Source organism: Mesocryomonas lacus (assembly GCF_055730105.2).
This window is the reverse complement of sequence record NZ_JBUZWF020000009.1, coordinates 105163-121941: the sequence shown is the minus strand read 5'-3', so window position 1 is coordinate 121941 and position 16779 is coordinate 105163. Positions and strand designations below refer to the sequence as shown.

18 protein-coding genes are annotated in these 16779 nt (G+C 66.8%); 12 read left to right on the top strand and 6 right to left on the bottom strand.

The genetic code is table 11. The annotated features are described in order from the left end of the window. Positions 1–40: 40 nt before the first annotated feature. The 8 genes from ACZLZQ_RS23025 to ACZLZQ_RS22990 all read left to right on the top strand — a co-directional run bounded on the left by ACZLZQ_RS23025 (position 41) and on the right by ACZLZQ_RS22990 (position 6868). The gene (locus tag ACZLZQ_RS23025) at positions 41–931 is read left to right on the top strand and encodes an N-acetylmuramic acid 6-phosphate etherase (protein ID WP_472951486.1); all 891 of its coding nucleotides are present in this window, start codon (positions 41–43) and stop codon (positions 929–931) included. 129 nt (positions 932–1060) lie between these two features. Then, positions 1061–2269, top strand: a complete 1209-nt coding sequence (locus ACZLZQ_RS23020; RefSeq protein WP_472951578.1) for an ABC transporter substrate-binding protein — start codon at positions 1061–1063, stop codon at positions 2267–2269. A 76-nt stretch (positions 2270–2345) separates the two neighbouring features. After that, on the top strand, positions 2346–3272 hold the full coding sequence (locus tag ACZLZQ_RS23015) for a carbohydrate ABC transporter permease (RefSeq protein WP_472951484.1): 927 nt from the start codon (positions 2346–2348) through the stop codon (positions 3270–3272). 8 nt (positions 3273–3280) lie between these two features. Next, complete coding sequence (locus ACZLZQ_RS23010; RefSeq protein ID WP_472951483.1) at positions 3281–4120, top strand: carbohydrate ABC transporter permease; 840 nt, start codon at positions 3281–3283, stop codon at positions 4118–4120. A gap of 11 nt (positions 4121–4131) precedes the next feature. After that, positions 4132–4422 carry a nucleotidyltransferase family protein gene (locus ACZLZQ_RS23005; RefSeq protein WP_472951481.1) on the top strand — a complete coding sequence of 97 codons (291 nt, stop codon included), beginning with the start codon at positions 4132–4134 and terminating at the stop codon, positions 4420–4422. Positions 4423–4424: 2 nt separating this feature from the next. Further along, complete coding sequence (locus tag ACZLZQ_RS23000) at positions 4425–4799, top strand: HepT-like ribonuclease domain-containing protein (protein ID WP_472951479.1); 375 nt, start codon at positions 4425–4427, stop codon at positions 4797–4799. Continuing rightward, entirely contained in the window at positions 4792–5850 is a 1059-nt protein-coding gene (locus tag ACZLZQ_RS22995) for a Gfo/Idh/MocA family protein (protein ID WP_472951478.1), read from the top strand. Before ACZLZQ_RS23000 ends, ACZLZQ_RS22995 begins: the two co-directional genes overlap by 8 nt. 19 nt (positions 5851–5869) lie before the next feature. Beyond that, on the top strand, positions 5870–6868 hold the full coding sequence (locus ACZLZQ_RS22990; RefSeq protein ID WP_472951476.1) for an ABC transporter ATP-binding protein: 999 nt from the start codon (positions 5870–5872) through the stop codon (positions 6866–6868). Between the two features lie 51 nt (positions 6869–6919). Here the strand turns inward: ACZLZQ_RS22990 and ACZLZQ_RS22985 are convergent, their stop codons facing one another. The 4 genes from ACZLZQ_RS22985 to ACZLZQ_RS22970 all read right to left on the bottom strand — a co-directional run bounded on the left by ACZLZQ_RS22985 (position 6920) and on the right by ACZLZQ_RS22970 (position 11216). Beyond that, entirely contained in the window at positions 6920–8173 is a 1254-nt protein-coding gene (locus ACZLZQ_RS22985) for a glycosyltransferase (RefSeq protein ID WP_472951474.1), read from the bottom strand. 438 nt (positions 8174–8611) lie between these two features. Then, on the bottom strand, positions 8612–9619 hold the full coding sequence (locus ACZLZQ_RS22980; protein ID WP_472951472.1) for a Gfo/Idh/MocA family protein: 1008 nt from the start codon (positions 9617–9619) through the stop codon (positions 8612–8614). Between the two features lie 98 nt (positions 9620–9717). Then, on the bottom strand, positions 9718–10452 hold the full coding sequence (locus ACZLZQ_RS22975; RefSeq protein WP_472951470.1) for a cell wall hydrolase: 735 nt from the start codon (positions 10450–10452) through the stop codon (positions 9718–9720). 74 nt (positions 10453–10526) lie between these two features. Then, complete coding sequence (locus tag ACZLZQ_RS22970) at positions 10527–11216, bottom strand: hypothetical protein (RefSeq protein ID WP_472951468.1); 690 nt, start codon at positions 11214–11216, stop codon at positions 10527–10529. A 229-nt stretch (positions 11217–11445) separates the two neighbouring features. On the opposite strand from ACZLZQ_RS22970, the gene ACZLZQ_RS22965 reads away from it, so the two are divergent. After that, entirely contained in the window at positions 11446–11940 is a 495-nt protein-coding gene (locus ACZLZQ_RS22965; protein ID WP_472951576.1) for a CreA family protein, read from the top strand. Positions 11941–11957: 17 nt separating this feature from the next. Here the strand turns inward: ACZLZQ_RS22965 and ACZLZQ_RS22960 are convergent, their stop codons facing one another. After that, on the bottom strand, positions 11958–13127 hold the full coding sequence (locus ACZLZQ_RS22960) for a M20 aminoacylase family protein (RefSeq protein WP_472951466.1): 1170 nt from the start codon (positions 13125–13127) through the stop codon (positions 11958–11960). Between the two features lie 160 nt (positions 13128–13287). Between ACZLZQ_RS22960 and ACZLZQ_RS22955 the strand changes: the two genes are divergently transcribed. Together ACZLZQ_RS22955 and ACZLZQ_RS22950 are read left to right on the top strand one after the other, a co-directional pair. Then, the gene (locus ACZLZQ_RS22955) at positions 13288–14529 is read left to right on the top strand and encodes a D-alanyl-D-alanine carboxypeptidase family protein (RefSeq protein ID WP_472935928.1); all 1242 of its coding nucleotides are present in this window, start codon (positions 13288–13290) and stop codon (positions 14527–14529) included. A gap of 5 nt (positions 14530–14534) precedes the next feature. After that, on the top strand, positions 14535–15704 hold the full coding sequence (locus tag ACZLZQ_RS22950) for a CobW family GTP-binding protein (RefSeq protein WP_472951464.1): 1170 nt from the start codon (positions 14535–14537) through the stop codon (positions 15702–15704). A gap of 75 nt (positions 15705–15779) precedes the next feature. Here the strand turns inward: ACZLZQ_RS22950 and ACZLZQ_RS22945 are convergent, their stop codons facing one another. Further along, a complete protein-coding gene (locus ACZLZQ_RS22945; RefSeq protein ID WP_472951462.1) occupies positions 15780–16028 on the bottom strand; it encodes a sulfurtransferase TusA family protein in 249 nt (82 codons plus the stop codon). A gap of 92 nt (positions 16029–16120) precedes the next feature. On the opposite strand from ACZLZQ_RS22945, the gene ACZLZQ_RS22940 reads away from it, so the two are divergent. Then, complete coding sequence (locus ACZLZQ_RS22940; RefSeq protein WP_472951460.1) at positions 16121–16666, top strand: DUF924 family protein; 546 nt, start codon at positions 16121–16123, stop codon at positions 16664–16666. Positions 16667–16779: the final 113 nt, after the last annotated feature.

The following is a 16779-nucleotide window of genomic DNA, read 5'->3' as shown; positions in this document are numbered from 1 at the left end:
CCGCCCTTGTCTGCGCCGAGACCTTTCGGGGCATCCCGCGATGACGCTGCGCGCGACGGAGCAGCGGGATCCGGCAGTGATCGGCATCGACGGATGGGAGGATGCGCAGGTCCTGAAGGTCTTGCTCGAGGGCCAGACGCGCGCGGTCGCCTGTGTCGGTGCCGCCATTCCTGCGCTGGAAAAGGTAGCAGTGCTGGCCGTCGGCCGCTTGAAGGACGGCGGCCGCCTGATCTATCTCGCCTCCGGCAGCCCGGCCCTCATCGCCCTCGGCGACGCGCTCGAAATACCGCAGACCTATGGCGAGCCGGCCGAGCGCTTTGCGACCATCCTCGCCGGCGGCCTCGCGATCACGGAGAGCCTTGTCGGTGGGCCGGAAGACGACGGCGAACAGGCGGCGCTCGATGTCGCGGCCGCCAAGGTCGGCGCAAAGGACTGCGTCATCGCCATCTCCGCCAGCGGCTCGACGCCCTATACGCTGGCGGGCCTTGTCGCGGCGCGCGCCGCCGGGGCCGCGACCGCCGCCATCGCCAACAATTCCGGCGCGCCGATGCTGGCGGTCGCCGACGTCGCGGTTGTCCTCGACAGCGGGCCGGAGGTCGTCGCCGGATCCACCCGCATGGGCGCGGGGACCGCGCAGAAGATCGCGCTCAACATGCTGTCCACCCTCGTCGCCCTGCGGCTCGGCCATGTCCATGACGGCCACATGGTGGGGCTTCGCGCCGACAACGAGAAGCTGCGGCAGCGGGCGGCGCGCATGGTCGGCGACATCGCCGGCGTCGACGCGGCCGCCGCGGTCGCTGCCGTCGGCGCGGCCGGCGGCGACGTCAAGCTCGCCGTGCTCATCGCATCGGGTGCGCCTGGCCTGGACGCCGCAAGGGCGCGCCTCGCCGGGCATGACGGAAGTCTCCGTCGCGCCCTCTCCGATCTCTAACGGGCGCGCTCGGCGCCTGTCGTCTGCCTGTTGACCCGAACCCTTGATCCGATGGAGACGCCCGTGATGAACCGCATGTTTCTGAAGACCTTCGCCAGCCTTGCCGCGCTGACCGTATCGCTGCCGGCCATGGCCGAAACGACGCTGACGATCGAGAGCTGGCGCAATGACGATCTCGCCGTCTGGCAGGAGAAGATCATCCCGGCCTTCGAGGCACAGCATCCCGACATCAAGGTGGTGTTCTCGCCCTCGGCGCCGACCGAGTACAACTCGGCCCTCTCGGCCAAGCTCGACGCCGGCTCAGGCGGCGACCTGATCGCCTGCCGCCCGTTCGACGGCTCGCTCGCGCTGTTCCAGAAGAAGCAGCTCGCCGATCTCACCGGCCTGCCGGGCATGGAGAATTTCGGCGCCATCGCCAAGACCGCCTGGTCGACCGACGACGGCAAAGTGACCTTCTGCGTGCCGATGGCCTCGGTGCTGCACGGCTTCATGTACAACAAGAAGGCGTTCGCCGATCTGAAGCTCGAGGTGCCGACCACCGAAGACGAGTTCTTCGCGGTGCTCGACAAGATCAAGGCCGACGGCACCTATGTCCCGCTCGCCATGGGCACCAAGGACCAGTGGGAGGCGGCCACCATGGGCTACCAGAACATTGGTCCGAACTACTGGAAGGGCGAGGAGGGCCGCAAGGCGCTGGTCGGCGGCCAGCAGAAGCTGACTGATGCCGACTGGGTAAAACCCTACGAGCAACTGGTGAAGTGGGTGCCCTATATGGGCGACGGCTTCGAGGCGCAGACCTATCCCGACAGCCAGAACCTCTTCACCCTCGGCCGCGCCGCGATCTACCCGACCGGCTCTTGGGAAATCTCGCCGTTCAAGGGTCAGGTGGACTTCGAGATGGGCGCCTTCAAGCCGCCGGTGCCGAAGGCCGGCGACAAGTGCTACATCTCCGACCATCCGGACATCGCCATGGGCCTCAACGCCGCCAGCCCGAATGCCGAGGCGGCGAAGACCTTCCTGTCCTGGGTCGCGTCGCCGGAGTTCGCGACGATCTACGCCAACGAGGCGCCGGGCTTCTTCCCGCTGATCGACGCCAAGATCGAGCTGAAGGATCCGCTGGCGCAGGAGTTCGTGAAGTGGCGCTCGGAATGCGAGCCGACCATCCGCTCGACCTACCAGATCCTGTCGCGCGGCACGCCGAACCTTGAGAACGAGACCTGGGCGGAATCGGCCAATGTCATGAACAAGGTCGAAACCCCGGCGGAAGCCGCCGAGAAGCTGCAGAAGGGCCTCGACAGCTGGTACAAGCCGGGCACCGCGACGCCAATCGCGAAGTAAGCGCCGACCCATCCATCGCGGCGGCGGGCGAAAACCCTGCCGCCGTCCCCGCATCCGGCATCGGAAACCAGAGCCCATGCACGATACGGCCCCGAAGAAGCCCCGACGCTGGCACATCGCCGTGTTCCTCGCACCGGCTGTCATCGTCTACACCGCGATCATGATCTTCCCGCTCGCCGACACGCTCTGGGCGGCGCTGCAGCGGCGCACCGCCGAGGGGACGGAGTTCGTCGGCCTCGCCAATTTCGGGGTTCTGTTCGGCGACCCACGCTGGTCGGAAAGCTTCTGGAACGCGCTCGGCAATAATTTCTACTTCTTCGCCATCCACATGCTGGTGCAGAACCCGGTCGGCATCGCGCTCGCCGCCCTCCTGTCGATCCCGAAACTCAGGGGCGTCGCCATCTACCGGACGGTGATCTTCCTGCCGACGATCCTGTCCTTCGTCATCGTCGGCTTCATCTGGAAGCTGATCCTCTCGCCGATCTGGGGCGTCGCGCCCGGCCTCCTCGGCGCCGTCGGTTTGAAGAGCTTGTTCGCGCCCTATCTCGGCCAGGAAGCCTATGCGCTGACCACGGTCTCGCTGGTCTCGGTCTGGCAGTATGTCGGCATCCCGATGATGCTGGTTTATGCCGCGCTCCTGACCATTCCCGACGAGATCCTGGAAGCGGCGGAATGCGACGGCGTCACCGGCTTCAGCCAGTTCTGGAAAATCAAGCTGCCCTTGATCCTGCCGACCATCGGCCTCGTCGCGATCCTCACCTTCGTCGCCAACTTCAACGCGTTCGACCTCGTCTATTCCATGCAAGGGGCGCTCGCCGGCCCGAACGGCTCGACCGATATTCTCGGCACCTTCCTTTACCGCACCTTCTTCGGCTTCCAGCTGCAGCAAGGCGACCGGTCGATGGGCGCGGCCATCGCAACGGCGATGTTCCTGATCATCCTCCTCGGTGTGTCGCTCTATCTCTTCGTCATCCAGCGGCGCATCCGCCGCTACCAGATGTAGGCGCTGACATGGCCCGTTCCCGACCCGCATCCCTGCGCACCGGCCTCGTCCACCTCGCGCTCGTCGGCTATTCGCTAATCGCCGTCCTGCCGGTGCTCCTGGTGGTGATGAACTCGTTCAAGACCCGCCGCGCCATCTTCGGCAGCCCGATGATGCCGCCGCTGCCGGAGACGGCGAGCGTCGCCGGCTACCGCACCGTCGCGGCGCAAGGCGACTTCCTGCTCTACTTCCAGAACAGCCTGATCGTCACGCTGCTGGCAATCTTCCTGGTCCTTTTGTTCGGGGCGATGGCGGCCTTTGCGCTGTCGGAATACAAGTTCCGCGGCAACATGCTGCTCGGCCTTTTCCTGGCGCTCGGCATCATGATCCCGATCCGGCTGGGTACGGTGGCAATCCTCGAGATGATGGTGGCGTCGGGCCTCGTCAACACGCTGACGGCGCTGGTCCTCGTCTACACCGCGCAAGGCCTGCCGCTGGCCGTCTTCATCCTGTCGGAGTTCATGCGCCAGGTCTCGGACGATCTAAAGAATGCCGGGCGGATCGACGGGATGTCGGAGTACAAGGTGTTCTTCGTCCTCGTCCTGCCTTTGGTGCGGCCGGCGATGGCGACGGTCGCGGTGTTCACCATGATCCCGATCTGGAACGACCTCTGGTTCCCGCTGATCCTCGCCCCCGGCGAGTCCACCAAGACCGTGACGCTCGGCGCCCAGCAGTTCCTCGGCCAGTACCTCACCAACTGGGAGGCGGTGCTGTCGGCGCTGTCGCTGGCGATCCTGCCGGTTCTGGTGCTCTATCTCCTCTTCTCGAAGAACCTCATCCGCGGCATTACTTCGGGCGCGGTGAAGTGAGGGAGGGTGAGATGAAGCCTTCGCAGATTCTGGCGGAGAAACGCGACGAAGTGCTGGCGGTGATCGCCGCCTCGCAGTTTAACAATCCACGGCTGTTCGGCTCCGTTGGGCGTGGTGACGACAGCGACGGCAGTGATCTCGACATCCTGGTAGATGCGCCCGCTGACGTGTCGCTCTTCGACCTGGTTGGACTGGAGCTCCAGCTCATCGATCTCTTGGGAGTCCGCGTCGATCTTTTCACGTTGGACACGCTGAAGAAGGACATTCGCCCGAACGTCCTGCGTGACCAGCGGCCACTTTGACGATGGCGACGCAGCGAAGCTCCAGAGCCCGGCTTGAAGACATTATTGAGTGGGGGGACGCGGTCGCGCGCCATATTGCTGGCAAGGACCGGAAGACTTTTGCAGCAGACTTGATGACGCAGCATGCCGTCATGAAATGCATCGAGGTGATCGGCGAGGCCTCGGGACATCTGATGAGGCTCGTACCTGATCACACGAGCGTCCTTGCCGGGCTCGACCTGCGCACGGCCTACGCAATCCGCAACAAGCTGAGCCACGGATATTTCGAGATCGCTGTCGATCGGCTCTGGTCCGCCGCCAGTCAGTCTGTGCCTGCGATCGTCGATGCCGCTAAGGCAACGCTCGCAAGTTTCGAAGATGGAACACCGAATGAGTGACAGCCCACCCCTTCGCGTCTTCGTCGCCGGGCTCGGCCAGATGGGCCGCAGCCATGCGCTGGCCTATCACGCCCATCCCGGCTTCGAGATCGTAGGCTTCTACAACCGTTCGCCCGTCGACCTGCCACCGGAACTCGCCGCCTATCCGTTGCTGAGCAGCTTCGATGCGGGTTTGGCGCTATCGCCGGACCTCGTCGCCATCAGCACCTATACCGACAGCCATGCCGACTTCGCCGTGCGGGCGATGGAGGCGGGGGCGCATGTCTTCGTCGAGAAGCCGCTCGCCGGCACCGCCGAGGAGGCGCGGCGCGTCACCGATTGCGCCAAGCGCACCGGCAAGAAGCTCGTCATCGGCTATATCCTGCGCCACCACCCGTCCTGGATCCAGTTCATCAAAACGGCCCGCGAGCTCGGGCCCCCCTTCGTGATGCGGCTGAACCTCAACCAGCAGTCGACGGGGCCGGCCTGGGAGATCCACAAGCGGCTGATGCAGACGACCTCGCCGCTGGTCGATTGCGGCGTCCACTATGTCGACGTGATGTGCCAGATCACCGATGCCCGGCCGGTCGAGGTGCGCGGCATGGGCGTGCGCCTGTCGAACGAGATCGCCGAAAGCCAGGTCAATTACGGTCATCTGCAGGTGCTGTTCGACGACGGGTCGGTCGGCTGGTACGAGGCCGGCTGGGGCCCGATGATTTCCGAGACCGCCTTCTTCGTGAAGGACGTGATGAGCCCGAAAGGCTCGGTGTCGATCGTCATGGAGGAGGGCGCCGCCTCCAGCGACATCGACACGCACACCCGCACCGCCCGCATCCGCGTGCACCATGCCGAGCGCGGCGCCGATGGCCGTTTCGCGAGGCCCGACACATGGCTGTCGACGGCGGACGAGCCGGACCATCAGGCGCTTTGCGACCGGGAGCAGGCGTTTGTGCTGAAGGCCATCCGCGAGGACCTCGACCTCACCCGCCACAACGAGGACGCGGTGCGCTCGCTGGAGATCGTGCTCGCCGCCGAGGTCAGCATGCGCGAGAACCGCAGCGTGACGCTGTGAGCCAGACAAGGATGCCATCATGAAGTCGCTGCGTCTCAGCCGGATCGTCAAGACTTTCGGCACCACCGAGGTCCTGAAGGGCATCGACCTCGAGGTCGGCACCGGCGAGTTCGTCGTCTTCGTCGGCCCGTCCGGCTGCGGGAAGTCGACGCTCCTGCGCATCATCGCCGGGCTCGAAGACCAGACCTCCGGTTCGGTCGAGATCGCCGGAAAGTCGGTCGATGCGGTGCCGCCGGCCGAGCGCGGCATTGCCATGGTGTTCCAGTCCTATGCGCTCTATCCGCACCTCACGGTCGCCGGCAACATGGATCTCGCGCTGAAGCAGGCCGGCATCGGCAAGGCCGAGCGCGAGGCGGCGGTGGCGAAGGCCGCAAACCTGCTCGACCTCACGGCGCTCCTGAAGCGCCGCCCGTCCGAGCTGTCCGGCGGCCAGCGCCAGCGCGTCGCCATCGGCCGGGCGATCGTCCGCGACCCAAAGCTCTTCCTGTTCGACGAGCCGCTGTCCAATCTCGACGCGGCGCTGCGGGTGAACACGCGGCTGGAGATCGCCCGCCTGCACCGCGCGCTCGGCGCGACGATGATTTACGTCACCCACGACCAGATCGAGGCGATGACGCTCGCCGACAAGATCGTGGTTCTGAACGCCGGTCGCATTGAGCAGGTCGGCCGGCCGATCGACCTCTACAACAAGCCGGACAACCTCTTCGTCGCCGGCTTCATCGGCTCGCCGAAGATGAATTTTTTGACCGGCGCCTATGCCGCGCGGGAGGGCGCCGAGACGATCGGCATCCGGCCCGAGCATCTGGCCGTCGACGGCGAGGGCGCGCGCTGGTCCGGCACGGTCCGCCATGCCGAGCACCTCGGCTCCGACACCTATCTCTACGTGACGCTCAGCGAGGGCGCCGAACTCACCGTCCGCCTTTCCGGCCAGAGCGAGATCGCCGTCGGCACCACGATCGGGCTGTCGCCCCGGGGCGGACCGGTCCACCGTTTCGGCGTGGACGGTAAAGTCCTTTAGTACAGGTACTGGCTTCGTTCAGTCGATCGGAGGCGCCGCTGCCGATCGATCTCAGCCACCGATGGCCGCCTCGATCAGGTCGGCGGCCCGCCGGGCGCCGCCTTGGCCGTGCTGATCGGCACCGATATCGCGACCAAGTGCCAGGGCCGCGGCGCGCGTGCCCGTTGATCCGATGAGGGCGCGAAGATCCGCCTCCACCTTGGCCGCCGTCAGGCCGCGGCGCGCCCGCATCCGCCCGACGCCATGGTGCACCACGCGGGCGGCGATGCCGGGCTGGTCGAAGGCGATCGGAATGACCAGCAGCGGCACGTGGCGCTGCAGCGCATCGAGCACGGTGTTCATGCCGCCATGCGTCACACAAACGTCGGCGCGGTCGAGAACGGTCGCCTGGTCGGCGAAGTCGGTGACGGCGTCGGCGTCGATCGTGCCGGCCTGTTCTGGGGTAAGGCCGCCGCAATGGGCGACGAGCAGCTGCGCGCCGAGCCGCCGGCACGCAGCTGCGACCGCCTGGAAGATGTCGAGGCGGTGTCCCTGCAGCGTGCCGAGCGAGGCGAAGACGAAGGGCCTTGCCGGGTCGATGTCGAACGGCAGGGACGCGGTCGCCGCATGGGTCTCGGATCGGATCGGGCCCACCGCGTGGAAGCCACTGAGCGGCGGCCGCGGGAAATCGAACGCCGCCGGGCATTGCGCGATTTGCAGCAGCGGCGACAGGCAGTCCTCGAGGCTGCCCCGGCGCGGCAGGTCGAATTGGCGTGACCATTCCTCCAGCCCACGCCGTTGCCGGCGCAGAAGGAGCGCGGCCACCCGCTCGCCGCCGCGGTTGCGCTTCAGGCCCTCCTGCGAGGGATCATAGGGCCAGTCGAGGAAGGGCAGCGGGACGCCCGGCGCGCTGTTGACCGGCAGTGCTGCGGCCACCGAGATCTGTTTCAGGCCCAGCGCGGCGGCCAAGAGGCCGGCAGCCGGCTCCATTTGGTCACCGATCACCGCATCGACGCCGAGATCGCGGAGGATTGCCGGTCCGTCCCGGCAGAGGGCGGCGGTCAGCGCCGTGGTGTCGGCAACCGTGCGCAGGATGCCGAGCGGGCCGTTCGGCCGCGCCGCACGGCGCGTGATCGCGGCAAGGTCGGTATTGCCGCTGCCGACGATTCTCCAGGCCACCTGTTCACCCGGCGTCAGAAGCTTCTCCCCACCGGCATTCAGCACAAAGGTGACGTGATGGCCGCGCGCCACGAGGACGCTCGCGAGTGCCTCAAACACCTTGAGGTGACTGTAGAACGGGGGGCAGATCAGGGCGAAATGCGCCATTGCAGCTTAGTGCCTTGAAACCGGGGCGCGCAGTATCCGAACCATCGCCAGTGTCGAAAACATCGCCGATGGCGATGGTATCATCGCAGACAGAGGTGGCCTACACCGATATCGCATCGAGGGCTCTTCATTGATCGTCGCTTCGTCTGCCATCCGCCATTCCTACGCTTCACTGACGGGCGCCGCCATGCCCGGCGTGTCGCATTAAACGGAACGTCCGTCACCGCTGACGACCGGGTGGAACGGTCGGTCGGCGTGATCGGTCAGCTGGCAGCCGGTATCGGTATTCCTCTCGCCCTCGGCCTTTAGCTACTCTTGATAGGGCGAGACCAAGCTTGCCGCTGCGATGGCTGGCAGCGCGGTCTGGAAGACGGCCTAATCCTTAGCTCGCTCCGGCTGCTCGGCGTTCTCGTTTGAAGGCGCTGCCGTCCTGCCGCGTCAGATTGTCTTCCAGGCGCCGCTCAGCCCCGAGCGGTAGACCGCGTCGATGCACCGCATGTTGGCGATGGCATCCTCGATCGGAAAATCTGGTGTCTCCAGCCCTTGGAATACCCGGACCGCCATGGCGGACTGCAGCGTGTACTGGTCGCAAGGCGCAAGCGTCTCGGTGCGGATGCCGCTGCCGTCGATTGCCCCCGTCGTGTCGACGTGAATTCGCGTTTCCTCGCCTTGCGGTGCGTTGAGCGAGACCGGCACCTCGATGCGGCCGGTGGTGCCGAAGATCTGCGTGCGCTGCGCGGGGACGAGCTGCGTCGAGGTGGAGAAGGCCAGCTGCCGGCCGGCGCCGAAATCGAGAATGGCCGAGGTCAGCCGGTCGGTCTTCATCTCGGGGTCGCGGTCGATCAGCGAGATGGCGCGAAGTGGCTCGCTCTCGAAGAGAAAGCGCCCGAGCTGCAAGGCATAGCAGCCGACGTCGTAGAGCGCTCCGCCGCCGATCTCGGCGATGTTGCGGACATTGGCGGGGTCGGCGTTAAAGTAGCTAAGCGTCGTCTGCACCAGTTTTGCCGGGCCGATCTCGCCGCTGCGCAGGATCTCACGGGCGCGCAGCCATTGCGGATGCTGGCGCACCATGAAGGCCTCGAGCACCTGTTTGCCGCTGCGATCGCGCGCTGCGATCAGCTGTCCGGCCTCTGCCGCGTCGAGCGCGATCGGCTTCTCGCAGAGCACGTGCTTGCCGGCCTCCAGCGCCTTCACCGACCAAGGCACATGCAGATGGTTCGGCAGTGGAATGTAGACCGCCTCGATCGCGGGGTCGGCGAGCAGCGCCTCGTAGCTGTCATAGTGCGTCTCGAAGCCGAACTGTTCGGCGGCAGCTTTCGCCTTGGCCCCGTCGCGTGAGGCAATGCCGCGGATGTGCGACGTGGCATCGCCGAGCATGCCTGGAATGACCTTGCGAAGGGCGATGTTGGCCGCCCCCATGATGCCCCAGACGAGTTGGTCGGACATGGCGCTTTCTCCCACGAGGGCCGGCGTCGCTCGCCGGCAGACGGCCGGACTTAGCCGGCGGGAGGGTGGAAGTCGATTACCCGAACAGGCTGCGCCGCCTAATAGAGGCCTTGTCCGGCGATGACCTCGTCAATGCTCATCGGTGCAAGACGCTGTGCGTCGAGGGTCTGGGGCGCCGGCGTAATTGGGGCGGGCGTCGCCTGGGGTCTGGCCTGGAAGGTCCTGATGTCCTGCGGCTGGTTCCAGTCCGCCGGGGTCACGGGATCTGGAACCACCATCACCTGCCGCGCCGGCGCGGTGCGAACGACGACCCGGCGCTCCGGCGGCTCGTAGCTGAGGCGGCTGCCGCGGGCGGCGACCTCGGCCTGCGTCGAGCTGGCATCGCGGCGCTTCTCGTAGAAGGCGTTGCCCCCGGCGATCGCGACGTAGTGCATGTTGTTGTATGGGTAGGAATAGCCCGCGGTGTGGAAGAACATCGCCCGGCCGACCTCGGGATGCTTGCTGCCGCGCAGCACGATGCGCGCCGTCTTCGTCGCGAGCTCGCGCCCCTTGCCCATCGGCTTCGACAGGACGCCCGGCGCGAACTGGTTCTTCTGGCCGACGACGCCGCAGACGCTTTTGGGATATTTGCCGGAGTTCATCCGGTTCATCACCACGGTGCCGACCGCCAGCATGCCCTCGGCGCTGGAACGGTTGGACTCGAAATACATCACCCGCGTCATGCATTCCTCGGACGACATCGTCCGCGGCATGCGGGCGCAGGAAGCCAGCATCAGCAGGGCGGCGAGGCCGAGAAAAAGAGGGATGCGGGTCGGGGACACAACGAGAGACATAGGTTTCCAGCGTCGACGGGACCCGGCCATGATGCTCTGTAAGGCTTAATGGATCGTGTCGGCCGGCCGCTGGTCTACCCCGGAACCTCGTCGGCGTGTCGGCGCCCGGCCGCCAGCCGAGGCTCTGCAGCGTTGGTTGCGGCCCGCGTCTGGCGCAGGATCCAGAGGCCGTAAGCGGTGACATAGAGATAGGCCGCCAGTTCCAGCGACTCCTCGATCTCGACATGGATACGGTGCTCCGCCGCTTCCCCGCCGGCGAGGAAGAGAACGACCACGAAGCACGGCCAGACCCAGCGGATATTTGACAGACGGAGCACGTCGCGCGTCCATTCCCGGCGCCGGACGAGGACGGCGGTGAGCGCGAGCAGAGCCGCGCCTGCAACGATGATGGTTTTCCAGCCGGATTGCAGGCACATGCCGTCGCCGCTGAAAGCGCTGCCGCAGCGCGGCAGTTCGCGGGTCACCGCAAAGATCAGCGCGAAGGCGGCAACTGCGCAGAACAGCGCGCGCGAGCCGGCCGATCGCAGGAAGCCGAGGGCAAACACCGCCGCGGCGATCACCAGCATGCCCGCCTGGAGTATCTCGATCGGACCGTCCTCCATGAACATGGCCTGGATGTCGTCGAACTCGCGCACGACGGTGCCGAGCAGCATCGCGCCCAGCAGCAACAGGAGGGCGGCGGCGAGCCACGGGAGGGGACGTGGGGTGGGAGAGCCCTCCCAGGTTCGGCGACCGTCGGTCTCGGGCGATTTCTTCAAAGGCATGGAGGTCAACTTTCCGGCCTTGCACCAACGGCCCTGGCCATCATCGAAACGTCATGACGGGGAGACTTCTACAGATATATCCGCTGGATAGAAATCCACTAAGTCGGCCATAGGATGAACCGCGCCGCTGCTGTGGCCTAACGGAAGCGGCTCAAGCGCGCTGCACCGGCCGTTGCAAAACAAGCTGTCCGGCCCATGTGGGGTGGACCTTCCGGCCCGCAAGGAAACCCTGCAGATGCGTTTCGCCCTTTCCCTGATCGCCGGCCTCGCGCTGTTGCCGTCCGTCGCACCCGCCGTGGCCGAGCAGGTCGGCGAAATCTCGACGGACTGGCTCGGCAACGACATCAAGATCGACGCCATCACCGATCCGAAGATCTCCGGCGTCACCTGCCATGTCAGCTATTTCGACCGCAGCGTCGTCGACCGGCTGCGCCAGGGAAACTGGTTCGAGGATCCGTCGAACTCGTCGATCGCCTGTCGCCAGACCGGGCCGATCGTCATCGGCGACATCGACCTCGACGAGGGCGGCGAGGAGATCTTCTCCGAACGTCGATCGCTGATCTTCAAGGCGCTGGTCGTCACCCGCGTCTACGACAAGGCGAACGACACGCTGATCTACCTCTCGCATTCGCGCGAGGTGAAGGAGGGCAGCGCCAAGATGGCGATCTCGGCGGTGCCGCTGTTCGCGGCCTCCCCGACCTGGAGCAAGGGCAAGCCGCAATAGGCAAAGCTCGGCCCGGCTCAGGCGCCGGCGAGCGCTCGTTCGACCAGCCGGGTCCAGTAGGAGACGCCGTAGGGAATGGCTTCGTCGTTGAAGTTGTAGCGGGCGTTGTGGAGGCCCGCGCTGTCGCCATTGCCGATGAAGATGAAGGCGCCGGGCCGCTTCTCCAGCATGTAGGAAAAATCCTCGCCGCCCATCAGCGGGGCGACTTTGGTGTCGACCTGGGCGGCCGGCACGATCTCCGCTGCCACGGCGGCGCAGAAATCGGCAGCGCCGGCATCGTTAACGGTCACCGGATAGTTGCGGATGTACTGGCAGTCGATCTCGACGCCGTGCGTCTCGCCGACGCCCCGGCAGATGGCCGCGATGCGCGCCTCTGCCAGATCGCGCGTTTCCGCCGTCAGCGACCGCACCGTGCCGGCGACGAGCGCGGTGTCCGGAATGACGTTGTGGACAAAGCCCGCCTGGAACTTTGTAACCGAGAGCACCAGCGAGGCCAGCGGGTCGACATTGCGCGAGACCACCTGCTGCAGCGCCTGCACCAGCGTGGCGCCGGCAAGGATCGGGTCGAGCGACTGCTGCGGGATCGCCGCATGCGAACCGCGGCCCCGGACCGTCAGGTTGAACTCGTCGGTCGCGGCCATGATCGGGCCGGCGCAGAGCGCGAAATGGCCGACCGGGATGCCCGGCATGTTGTGCAGGGCATAGACCTCGTCGATGGCGAAGCGCTCCAGAAGCCCGTCCTCGATCATCGCCTTCGCGCCGGCGCCGCCTTCCTCGGCCGGCTGGAAGACGACGACCACGCTGCCCTCGAAATGCCGGGTCTCGCAGAGGCTCTGCGCCGCCCCAAGAAGGATCGCCGTATGGCCGTCATGGCCACAGGCGTGCATCTTGCCGGCCGTCTTCGAGGCGTAGTCGAGGCCGGTCGCCTCATTGATCGGCAGCGCATCCATGTCGGCGCGCAGGCCGATCCGCCGCTTGCCCGGGCCGCTGCGTCCGTGGATCACGCCGACGACGCCGGTCCGGCCGATGCCGGTTACCACCTCGTCGCAGCCGAATTCAGCGAGCTTCTCCGCGACGAAGGCAGCGGTTTCGTGCACCTCGTAAAGTATTTCGGGATTCTGGTGGAGATGCCGGCGCCAGGCGGTGATCTCGGTCTGGCGGTCGGCGATGCGGTTGTTGAGCGGCATAAGAACTTCCGGAAAACGAGGGCTGCGATCACGGAGACTGGAGCGGCCGGTCCTATTTAGGCAGGCTTGCCATCTTGCCATGAGAGCGTCACAGAGGCGAGATAGGGCGCGCAGGTGCAATAATCTGCCGTTCGACATGAAGGAAAAAGCCGTGAAGACGATGGCGTCTGCCGTTTTGCGCCTTGCCGGCGCAGCTGCGCTCGGCGCCGCCGTTCTGGCCTCGCCGGCGGCGAAAGCCGAGGTGTCCGTCGTCATCGACGTCGCCACCGGCAAGGTTCTGTCGTCGAAAAATGCCAGTGCCCGCTGGTATCCCGCCTCGACCACCAAGCTGATGACCGCCTATCTCGCGCTGAAGGCGATGGAGACGGGCGACGCGACGCTCGATACGCCCGTCGTGATGACGCAGTACGCGGCCACCCAGGTGCCCTCGAAGATGGGCTACGAGCCGGGATCGGTGATGCGTCTCGACATGGCGCTGCGGATGATGCTGGTGAAGTCGGCCAACGACGTCGCGGTCGCGATCGGCCAGACGATCGGCGGCGGCTCGCTGCAGCCTTTCGTCGACCGGATGAACAGCCAGGCCCTCGCGCTCGGCATGAAGGACACGCACTTCATCAACCCAAACGGCCTGCCGGGCGAGGGGCAGTATTCCAGCGCCAAGGATCTCGGCATTCTCGCCATGCACCTGCGTCGCGACTTTCCAGCCTTCAGCGAGATTTTTGGCGTCGAGGCGATCTCGGCCGGCGGTGCGCTGATCCGCAACACCAATCCGCTGCTCGGCCGCTATGCCGGCGCCGACGGGATGAAGACCGGCTACATCTGCGCCTCCGGCTTCAACCTCGTCGCCTCGGCCACCCGCGACAAGCGCACTATCGTCGCCGTGGTGCTCGGCGCCGACAGCCCGATCGTCCGCGACCGCATCTCCGCCGATCTCCTGGAGAACGGCTTCAAGACCGATACCGCCAAGCTCGGCACCATGATCGAGCAGCTGCCCGCCTCCGACGGGCCGCCCGCCGACATCAGCCAGGCGATCTGCTCGCCGGCGGGCCAGCAGGCCCGGGCAGCCGAGCGCGAGGAAGAGGCCAAGCGCACGGAGCACAATTCCGGCTCGCCGCTGCTGCACGAGATGGTTCGGCCGCCCTCAGTGGTCGATGTCAGCCTCGGCGGCGCTGCGGCCGGTCCGAAGGTGCAGGCCGGTATCTCGCAGATCGCCGGCTATGGCATTCCGCTGCCGCATTGGCGGCCAGACGATGCGACGACGGACGGGGCCCCTCCCACCGCCGCGCCGTCCGTCGCGCCTGCCGCGGAAAATACCGCAGCGGACGGAAAGAGCGCGCGCATCGGTGGCGAGACGAGCGTCGTCGGCGAGGCCGATGGCCTGCGCAGCGGGGTCGTCAACTGATCGCCGTGCCAAAGGCTGCGGACCTTTCAGACCCGATCCGCGTTACCGTCCTCACCGGATTCCTCGGGGCTGGCAAGACGACGCTCCTCAACCGCCTGCTCGCCGATCCCGCCGTCACCGACACCGCCGTCATCGTCAACGAGTTCGGCGAGGCGGGGATCGACCACCTTCTCGTCGAGACGGCGCGCGACGGCATCATCGAACTCTCCGACGGCTGCCTCTGCTGCACCATTCGCGGCGATCTCGTCGACACGCTGGCGGACCTCGCCGACCGGGTGCAGACCGGTCGCTTGCCGAAGCTCGCGCGCGTCGTGGTGGAAACCACGGGCCTTGCCGACCCAACGCCGATCTTGGCCGCGCTGATGGGCCATCCCGCTCTCGTGCAGGCCTACGCACTGGACGGGGTCGTCGCCGTCCTCGATGCGCTCGCCGGCGCGCAGAACCTTGCCGAGCGCGAGGAGGCCCGCCGCCAGGTCGCTGTCGCTGACCGGGTCGTCGTCAGCAAGACCGACCTCGCCGGCCCCGACGCGCTGCAGGCCTTGTCGCGGCTGGTCCGGCCGGTCAATCCCGGCGCGCCGATCCTCGATGCCGCGCGCGGCGAGGCGGGGCCCTCGGCGCTTTTGGGTTGCGGCCTCTACGATCCCGCCACCAAGACCGCCGACGTCGCCCGCTGGCTACACGACGAGGTCGCACACGATGCGCACCACCATGCGCACGGGCACGGGCCGCACGATCATTCCCATGCGCACAAGCACCCTCCTGCCGGCGAGCCGGCGCACGGCAATGCCGCCGCCCGTCACGGCGCTATCCGCTCCTTCTCGATCCAGCATGCCGCGCCGCTGCCGACCGCGCAGGTCGAGGCTTTCCTGGACCTCCTGCGCGACCTCCAAGGCGACCGGATCCTGCGGATGAAGGCGATCGTGCGGACGATCGAGCATCCCGGACGGCCGCTGGTGCTGCATGGCGTGCGCAACCACCTGCATCCCCCGGCGCGCCTGGCCGCCTGGCCCGCCGACTTCGCACCCGCCTCGCGGCTGGTACTGATCGGCGAGGGGCTCGACGAGCGGCTGGTGCGCGATCTCTTCGCCGCGTTCGCCGGCGAGCCGCGCCTCGATGCGCCGGACCGCGCGGCGCTGACCGACAATCCGCTGGCGGTGCCCGGCATGTCGTTCTGACCGGAACGGCGGCGGGCGTCTGTTGCCGGTGGCGCCGCGAAGGCCGTTGGCCGGCAGCTGCGGGCCGACTTGCTTTCAGGCGGCGGACGACGCCTTGCCGCATTCGATCAGGAAGCGCCGGTGATCGGCCTCGGTCGTCGCGGCGATCAGCACATGCCCCGACTGACGGCAGAGATGCGGGATGTCGATCGCCGCCAGCGGATCGTCGGCGAGGACGCCGAGCCTTTCGCCGGCGCTCATCGCCCGCAGTTGCCGTTCCGTGCGCAAGGCCGGCAGCGGGCAGCGCAGGCCGCGCAGGTCGAGTTCCACCGCCGTTTCGTTCATTCACCCTTGTCTCCGCCGCATTCGGACCCCCATCTAGCGACGACCGGCCTTCTTCCACATCCCCCGCCTGCGAAAACTTTTCGGATCCTGCCATGAGCTACGCCATCGATCCCCAGACCATCGTCGATTTCTGGCGCGACGCCGGCCCCGACCACTGGTTCGAGAAGGACGCGGCTTTCGACGCCGAGATCGTCCAGCGTTTCCACGACATTTACGAGCGTGCGGCGCTTAGCGAGCTCGACGGCTGGGCGGAGGATCCGACCGGCGCGCTGGCGCTCGTCATCCTGCTCGACCAGTTCCCGCGCAACATGTTCCGCGGCGATTCGCGGATGTATGCGACCGATGCCAAGGCCCGGACGATCGCCAAAGAAGCCCTCGGGCGGGGCGATCACCTGACGGTCGGCGACGACGTCAACCAGTTCTTCCCGATGGCGCTGATGCATTCGGAGGATCTGGGCGATCAGGAGGCTTGCGTCGCCTGGATGGAGGAGATCGGCCCCGACAACGTCTCCTTCGCCGTCGAGCACCGGGATATCGTCGAGCGTTTCGGTCGCTTCCCGCACCGCAATGCGATCCTAAATCGCCCGTCGACGCCCGAGGAGACTGCCTATCTCGGCGAGGGCGGTTTTGCAGGCTGACCGCGACGGCAGCAACAAGCTCTCGGCGCCAGCTCCGCTCGGGCTTTCGACGGCGCCGCATCGGCCGCAAAGCTTGAGCGGCCTTGTTGATCGGCGGTGAGCGAAGCGGAAGA

Excerpts from the sequence above, each read along its gene's own strand:
- ACZLZQ_RS23010 (WP_472951483.1), top strand. The coding sequence starts at position 3,281 with ATGGCCCGTTCCCGACCCGCATCCCTGCGCACCGGCCTCGTCCACCTC.
- ACZLZQ_RS22985 (WP_472951474.1), bottom strand. The coding sequence starts at position 8,173 with ATGGCGCATTTCGCCCTGATCTGCCCCCCGTTCTACAGTCACCTCAAG.
- ACZLZQ_RS23015 (WP_472951484.1), top strand. The coding sequence starts at position 2,346 with ATGCACGATACGGCCCCGAAGAAGCCCCGACGCTGGCACATCGCCGTG.
- ACZLZQ_RS22980 (WP_472951472.1), bottom strand. The coding sequence starts at position 9,619 with ATGTCCGACCAACTCGTCTGGGGCATCATGGGGGCGGCCAACATCGCC.
- ACZLZQ_RS22990 (WP_472951476.1), top strand. The coding sequence starts at position 5,870 with ATGAAGTCGCTGCGTCTCAGCCGGATCGTCAAGACTTTCGGCACCACC.
- ACZLZQ_RS22975 (WP_472951470.1), bottom strand. The coding sequence starts at position 10,452 with ATGTCTCTCGTTGTGTCCCCGACCCGCATCCCTCTTTTTCTCGGCCTC.
- ACZLZQ_RS22960 (WP_472951466.1), bottom strand. The coding sequence starts at position 13,127 with ATGCCGCTCAACAACCGCATCGCCGACCGCCAGACCGAGATCACCGCC.
- ACZLZQ_RS22940 (WP_472951460.1), top strand. The coding sequence starts at position 16,121 with ATGAGCTACGCCATCGATCCCCAGACCATCGTCGATTTCTGGCGCGAC.
- ACZLZQ_RS22955 (WP_472935928.1), top strand. The coding sequence starts at position 13,288 with ATGGCGTCTGCCGTTTTGCGCCTTGCCGGCGCAGCTGCGCTCGGCGCC.
- ACZLZQ_RS23025 (WP_472951486.1), top strand. The coding sequence starts at position 41 with ATGACGCTGCGCGCGACGGAGCAGCGGGATCCGGCAGTGATCGGCATC.
- ACZLZQ_RS23005 (WP_472951481.1), top strand. The coding sequence starts at position 4,132 with ATGAAGCCTTCGCAGATTCTGGCGGAGAAACGCGACGAAGTGCTGGCG.
- ACZLZQ_RS22970 (WP_472951468.1), bottom strand. The coding sequence starts at position 11,216 with ATGCCTTTGAAGAAATCGCCCGAGACCGACGGTCGCCGAACCTGGGAG.
- ACZLZQ_RS23020 (WP_472951578.1), top strand. The coding sequence starts at position 1,061 with ATGGCCGAAACGACGCTGACGATCGAGAGCTGGCGCAATGACGATCTC.
- ACZLZQ_RS22995 (WP_472951478.1), top strand. The coding sequence starts at position 4,792 with ATGAGTGACAGCCCACCCCTTCGCGTCTTCGTCGCCGGGCTCGGCCAG.
- ACZLZQ_RS22945 (WP_472951462.1), bottom strand. The coding sequence starts at position 16,028 with ATGAACGAAACGGCGGTGGAACTCGACCTGCGCGGCCTGCGCTGCCCG.
- ACZLZQ_RS23000 (WP_472951479.1), top strand. The coding sequence starts at position 4,425 with ATGGCGACGCAGCGAAGCTCCAGAGCCCGGCTTGAAGACATTATTGAG.